Origin of the sequence: Saccharomonospora sp. (genome assembly GCF_027317685.1) — a bacterium.
Taxonomy (GTDB): Bacteria; Actinomycetota; Actinomycetes; order Mycobacteriales; family Pseudonocardiaceae; genus Saccharomonospora.
In genome coordinates this window covers 1-6,524 of the sequence record NZ_DAHVQP010000072.1, presented here as the reverse complement: position 1 = coordinate 6,524, position 6,524 = coordinate 1, and the positions used below count along the sequence as shown (strand labels likewise).

Annotated in this window: 5 protein-coding genes; 4 read left to right on the top strand and 1 reads right to left on the bottom strand. The window is 64.7% G+C overall.

Going from position 1 to position 6,524, the window contains the following annotated elements:
* Window positions 1-205, top strand: a 205-nt coding sequence (locus M7H19_RS08570) for a 5-formyltetrahydrofolate cyclo-ligase (RefSeq protein ID WP_298179300.1), incomplete at its 5' end; no start/stop codon positions are given.
* On the opposite strand, the gene M7H19_RS08565 is transcribed toward M7H19_RS08570, so the two are convergent.
* The gene (locus M7H19_RS08565; protein ID WP_298179297.1) at window positions 206-1,360 is read right to left on the bottom strand and encodes a sialidase family protein; all 1,155 of its coding nucleotides are present in this window, start codon (window positions 1,358-1,360) and stop codon (window positions 206-208) included.
* A gap of 566 nt (window positions 1,361-1,926) precedes the next feature.
* Between M7H19_RS08565 and M7H19_RS08560 the strand changes: the two genes are divergently transcribed.
* The 3 genes from M7H19_RS08560 to M7H19_RS08550 all read left to right on the top strand — a co-directional run.
* Entirely contained in the window at window positions 1,927-3,432 is a 1,506-nt protein-coding gene (locus M7H19_RS08560) for an iron ABC transporter permease (protein ID WP_298179294.1), read from the top strand.
* Window positions 3,433-3,514: 82 nt separating this feature from the next.
* A complete protein-coding gene (locus tag M7H19_RS08555; protein WP_298179291.1) occupies window positions 3,515-4,573 on the top strand; it encodes an extracellular solute-binding protein in 1,059 nt (352 codons plus the stop codon).
* A gap of 13 nt (window positions 4,574-4,586) precedes the next feature.
* The coding region (locus tag M7H19_RS08550; protein ID WP_298179288.1) for an acetate--CoA ligase family protein at window positions 4,587-6,524 on the top strand (1,938 nt) is incomplete at its 3' end.

Here is a 6,524-nt window from a genome sequence, read left to right as displayed (position 1 = left end):
CGGCGGCCGACTGGGCCGCGGCGGCGGATCGTACGACCGGGTGCTGGCCGGGCGGGCCGGCCGCGCGTTCACCTGCGTGGTCCTGCACGACGGCGAGGTGCTCGACATCCCGGTCCCCCGCGAGCCGCACGACGTGCCGGTCGCGGCCGCAGTGACGCCGTCGGGGGTGCACCACTTCGGCGCACACCGGCCGGCATCGCGCTGATCACTCCGGTGTGAACACCGACTGGGCGATGTGCCGCACGCCGCCGTTCACCTGGATGGGATCGTCTTTCCGATTGAAGTAGTAGACGGCCAGGCACGTGCCGGGCGCCACCTCCAGCACCCGCGGATAACCCAGATCCCAGCTGCCGCCGTCATCACGCAGGATCACTTCCGAACCCCAGGTTCGGCCGCCGTCGTCACTGACCCGGTAGCGAACGCCGTAGGGCGGCAACCGGTAGCCGTACACGCAGACGATGCGCCCGTCGTGAAGCTCACAGATGTCGCCGGGTGCTCCCCAGTCGTTGACGCGCGAGAGAAACTGCCAGGTGCGGCCGCCGTCCATGCTCTCGAACAGTTCCGTCCACAACACCCCGGTGGGATCACGCTGGCACCGAAGCGTCGCGACGAGACGGCCGCTGCGCAACGCCAGTGGCCGTGGATAGAAGTACCGGTGGGCGCCGAACCGCGGCGACCCGGTCTTGTCGCTGACGGCTTGTCCATCGTCGGTGATCGGTGTCATGAACGACAGGAAGTTCCACTGGACGCCGTCTGGGCTGGCGTAGAGCAACGGCCGACGCGTCCATCCGTCGGGCGTCACGGACGTCAACGCCACCAGGCACATGCCGTCCGGGCGCACGACCGCTGAGCCCTGGCCGGACAGCGAACCGAGCCCGGTCATCGGCAGCAGGATCGGGCGTCGCCAGGTTCGGCCACCGTCAGTGGAGATCCGCAGCCACGGACGCGAGTTCGGCACGAAGATCGCCGGAACTCCACCGCTGGCGATCAGGACGTCGTCATCCTCGAAGTCGACCGGTCCTTCCCCGGAGTAATCCGCAGGGCCGGAATCGGCGATCTGTTCCGGACTCGTGGCGAGGTCGAAGACCTCGTTCATGCTTTCCTTGTCCCACGACGACCCGTTGTCGAACGACCGCAACGACACGACTTTGCCGCGCGACACCATGAGGTTGTCGTGATGAATGTCGTCAGCATTACCGTAGTTGACCGCCGCCCGCCGGAACGCCGTCAGCAATGACCCGTCCCGGGTCTTCCACAACCCGAACAGAAACGGCATTCCACAGAACTCGCCATCGTTTCTGTACACAATGTCGTGCTCGACCTCGGCGGCCAAGCGTGGGCGTCTGAATCGTTCGATCATAGGCGTTTCTCCAAAGCGATGCTGCACCTCGAGAGGGTCCCCATAATCGAAGAGCATTGTCACGTTGTCAAGAACTCTGCACGGTCGATCGCCGAGTTTCGGCGCACCAATCAAGCCGACCGAAGACACGGCCCACATCGCTGACGTCTTCTCGGGCCCTCGACCGCGTCCACCCAGGCCCTGCAACGCATCCATCGAGGTAGACGCGATTTCTGCACAAGGGTTGACGGATCAGTGAGACCGTGCTGTACTTCGGGACAACGTTGTCTGGAGGTGGTGTCCGATGGTCCCTTCACGCTTGCCCGCTAGCGGGTGAACACCCGAGCCACGGAAGGAGAAAAGCCATTGTGTCCGAAGTCAAAGCACCGGACATCAGCACGACCACATCGTTGAGAACACGCCTGGGGTCACACCGGTGGCCGATCATCGTGTTCTTTGTCGTCGCCGGTTTCATCGTCTTTTCGGTGGTCGCACCCAGCGTCGGAATCTTCGGTAACAGCATCTACGATTCCGGGTCGGGATTCACCCTCCGCTGGTACCAAGAAACATTGAGCTCGCCAGGTGTGATGTCGGCGTCCATCAATACGGCGATCGTGGTCATCGGAGCGACCACCATTGCGGTCGTTTCTGGCGTCGTGCTCGCGTGGCTGGTGTCACGGACCGACATTCCGTTCGCCCGGGTGCTCACCATTGTTCCGGTGATGCCGCTGTTCTTTCCACCCGTGGTCGGCGCGGTTGCGTGGGTTCTCCTGCTGGCGCCGGAGGTCGGCCTGATCAACGAATTCCTCCGCACGGTCACCGGGGGCGCGGTCGGCCCGGTGAACATCTACAACGTGTGGGGCGTGACGTGGGTGGTCGGCATCTACATCACCCCGTACGTCTATCTCATGATCGCCAATGCGTTCCAGCAGTATGACGGCGCGTATGAGGAAGCAGCCCGAACCGCGGGCGTTCCGACCCTGACGGTCCTGACCCGGATCACCGTCCCCCTCCTGCGTCCGGCGATCATGGCCGGCGCCATGCTGGCGTTCATCACAGCCCTGGCCCAGTTCTCCATTCCCGCCATCATCGGGAAAACCGGAAACGTCGACGTCTACACGACGTTGATCTACGACATGCTGCGCAGCTACCCCCGGCAGCTGGACTCCGCCGCTGTGCTGAGTTCCCTGATGGTCGCCGTCACCATGGGGGTGCTGTGGTATCAGCGCCGGTTGCTGCGGCGCAGCTCACGATTCGTCACCATGAGCGGCAAGGGGCTACGCCGTACCCGGCTGTCGCTCGGCCCCTGGCGGTGGCCACTGTTCGTCGGCATCGCTCTCTACGTCCTGATCACCGTCATTCTTCCTGCCTTCGCGCTGCTGAACGTCTCGCTGCGCCGGCACTGGAGCTCGACACTCAGCTTGGAGGGCTTGACCCTCGACAACTTCGCGTGGGTGACGGACGGCTACAACCTGGCCACCGAGTCCATGCTCAACAGCGGCCGACTCAGCGTCATCGGCGCCACCGTCGGAATGCTGTTGTCGGTCCTGATCGCCTACACGGTGGTCCGCAGTCGGTTGAGGGGCCGCGGCGCCCTGGACTATCTCGCCATGTTCCCGTCCGCGATCCCTGCCACGGTGCTGGGTGCGGGCCTGTTGATGATCTACCTCGGACCCCCGATCGCGTTGTACGGCAGCAACATCCTGCTGTTGATCGCCTACGTGGCACACCACCTGCCACAGGGCACCCGAACGGCCACAGCCGCGTTCCACCAAGTCAGCCCAGAGATGGACGAAGCCTCGTACGTCTGTGGCGCGTCCTGGTTGACCACGTTCCGGCGCATCGCCATCCCGCTGATCGGACCCATCGTCGCCGGAGGATGGCTGTTCCTGTTCGTCTTGATGTCGCGTGAACTGTCGGCATCGGTCCTGGTGGCCAGTCCTTCCACGCCCGTGGTCTCGGTCGTGATCCTCGATCTGTGGAGCAACGGATCGGTTCCGCAATTGGCCGCGGTCAGCATGATCGTTCTCGTCTTGTCAGCCATTCTGACGCTCGTTGTACAGCGCGTCGGCAATCACGGGGGCGCGCGCTGAATCAAGCCCGGACGTCATGCCGGGCACCCATGAATTGTCTGCTGAATAGGGCGGCGAAAGCACGCCGCCTTGGAGGTGTACGATGAAGTATCGCCGAGCAGGAACACCGAAATCTCGCTTACTGGCCGCCACCGCACTTGTTTTCGGATTGACGCTGACGGCCTGTGGCGGCGACGACTCGACCAGTGAGACCACCGCCGCCGAAGTTCCCGACGACTGGGACGCCGTGGTCGAGGCAGCGAAAGAAGAAGGATCCGTTCAACTCTATTTCTCGATCGGTCAAGACATCATCGACCACCTGAGCGAAGGATTCAGCGAGAAATACCCGGAGATCGACGTCGAAGTTTATCGCTCGACCGGCGGATCCACCACGCTCATCGAGCGGATGGAGAACGACCTGGCGGCCAACTCGTGGGTTGCTGATGTTGTTGACCTAGCCGCCCCGTTGTGGCTGGAAGATGCCCTGGACAGGGGGATCGTGGCCACCGACGTCACCGTCCCGAACGCCGAGAACTGGGATCCGGAGTACTGGAAGGACGGCACCATGTTGCTGACGCCCACCGTGCTCTGCGTGGCCTACAACACCGATCTGGTCGACCCCGACGACGTGCCGACGACGTGGGAAGAGCTGAACGACAGCCGGTGGAGTGGTCAGCTGGCGATCTTCGAACCACGTCCTGACACCAATTCGCACACCAACCTGTACCAGCTGTTCTTGGAAGAGTTCGGCGAGGATTTCATCACCGATCTCACCGAGTTGGATCCGCGGGTGTGGGACAACGCGAACTCGCTGGCCGAAAGCATAGCCGCCGGCGAATCCGCGATCGGGACCGCCTTCACCCACAAAGCCGAGGATCTGAAAAAGAACGGGGCACCACTGGACTACGTCATGCTCGAACCTGCCCCGACGTTCTTGAACACGACTTTTGTGGCCGCAGATGCTCCGCACCCGAACGCCGCCCGAGTGTTCTTCGACTATGCGATGAGCGAAGAGGGCCAGGAGGCCATTGCCGGCGACAGGCAAGGGCACTCGGTCTTGGACATTCCGAGCGCGCTCGAGAACCCCGACGAAATGTACGTGCCCGACGTCCACGATTCGGCTGAGAACTACGACCTGATCATGGAACTACTCGGCCGCTAGGGGAGCGTACTCGATGAGTGAAGCGGAAAAACTGGTCGCGCCGCGCAGCGTAGCGGTGGTGGGTGCATCCGAGCTCGGCGGAAAGAATTACTACGGCGCGCGGGTGATGCGCAATCTCGTCGACTCCGCCGGCGACTTGACGGTCTACGCGGTGAACCCCCGCTACCACGGCCAGCAGGTCATGGGGGCCGACGCCTTCGCCAGGCTGTCGGACATCCCGGAACCACCGGACCTCGTCATCGTCGCCATTCCACCCGCGGCGGTGATCGACGTCCTGGTCGAGGCCGGTGAGCTCGGCGTCAAGACGTGCGTCGTGCTGACCCGGGAGTCCGGCGGTGAGGCCGCCCGCGAACACTTCGAACAACTGGTCCGCGACGTAGCCCGCCGCTACCCGATGCAGGTGATCGGGCCCAATTCGATGGGTGTGCTCTGTGGCACGGCGATGGTCAACGGCAGCTTCGCTTCAGGGGCACATGGCGGCGGGCTGCGGCCCGGCCCGCTGGCCATGATCTCGCAGAGCGGCTCGTCCATCTCGTACCTGCTGCAACTGCTCAGGCACAGCGAGATCGGTTACAGCTGGCTCATCAGCACCGGTGACGAAGCGGCGCTGTCGCTGGAGGCGTTGTTCGAGCAGGTCGTGGAAGACCCTGAAACGCAGGTGGTCCTGCTCTTCGTCGAAGGAGTCACCGACGGCGCACGGTTCCGCCGAGCTGCGCTGCGGGCCCGCACGCTGGGCAAACCGGTGATCATGCTGCAGGTCGGGGTGTCCGCCGCGGGTCGCGAGGCGGTACACACGCATACCGGCCGGCTGGCCGGAGTTGAGACGGCGTTCGAGGCAGTCGCCGGCGAAACCGGCATCGTGCGGGTCTCGAGTTTCGAGCGGCTCTACGACGTCGCGACCGCGATGGTCGATCAGGCCCTGCCGCGCAAGGACCGCGCGCACACCCGGCGGGCCCTGGTCGTCACCACGTCCGGAGGCGCCGGAGCCTACACGGCCGATCACCTCAGCAACCTGGGATGGAGCCTCCCTCCGCTGTCCGGCGACCTTCGGCAGGAGATCGAAACGATCTCGGGTCAGTACGGGCTCCAGAATCCGGTCGACGTCACCGGGACGTGGGCCCAGCCGGACATGCTGCCGTCGATCCTGCGCGCAGCGGCCGCGGATTCCACGTTCGATACGTTGCTCATCGCCAGCGGCGCAGGAGGATCGCTCGCCCTCGGCGTGGCCGAAGCTCTGGCGGCGGTACGTGCCGAGATCCCTCAGGAGCTGTACGTCGGCTGGGTCGGGATGAGCGCCGAGGTGGCTGAAGTCCTGGCGCGGGCTCGGATCAGCGCCTTCCCCGACCCGGCTCGGGCGGTCCATGCTGCCGAGGCCGGGGCGAGATTCCGCCAAGACCAGCGGGACGTCACCGCAGCATCCGAGGTGTTGGAGCTGCTTTCCACCCGTCCAGCTGATCAGCCCCAGTCCCCTGGTCACGACACCACGACGTGGACCGCCGGCAGGACCCTGGCGGCCTTGGCCTCCGCCGGCCTGCCGTGCGCCCCCGGCGCGCTGTCCGAGGGCTTGGACCTGCGCGAAGTCAAGAAGCTCGCCGCGGAAGTCGGCTATCCGCTGGCCATCAAGCTGGACTCGCCGGCGCTGAGTCACAAGACGGACCAGGGCGGGGTGGCGATCGGGATCACCGATGCCGAACAGTTGGAGGTCCAGTTCGGCCGGCTCGCTGACATCGCCAAGCGCAACGAGCTGGCCGCACCTCGGATCCTCGTTCAGCGAATGACCGACGGCATCGAAGTTCTCGTCGGTCTCAAACGCGATCCCGCCTTCGGACTGCTGCTCGTCCTCGGCGTCGGCGGCACCCAGGCCGAACTCTTCCCGGCCGTGAACGCCGCCGTTCTCCCCACGGTCTCCAGCAGGATCGCGGCGATGATCGATTCACATCCGGTCCTGAGT

What these genes read in the sequence shown, in the direction of transcription:
- M7H19_RS08560 (WP_298179294.1), top strand. Translation starts at nt 1,927, where the DNA reads ATGTCGGCGTCCATCAATACGGCGATCGTGGTCATCGGAGCGACCACC.
- M7H19_RS08555 (WP_298179291.1), top strand. Translation starts at nt 3,515, where the DNA reads ATGAAGTATCGCCGAGCAGGAACACCGAAATCTCGCTTACTGGCCGCC.
- M7H19_RS08565 (WP_298179297.1), bottom strand. Translation starts at nt 1,360, where the DNA reads ATGATCGAACGATTCAGACGCCCACGCTTGGCCGCCGAGGTCGAGCAC.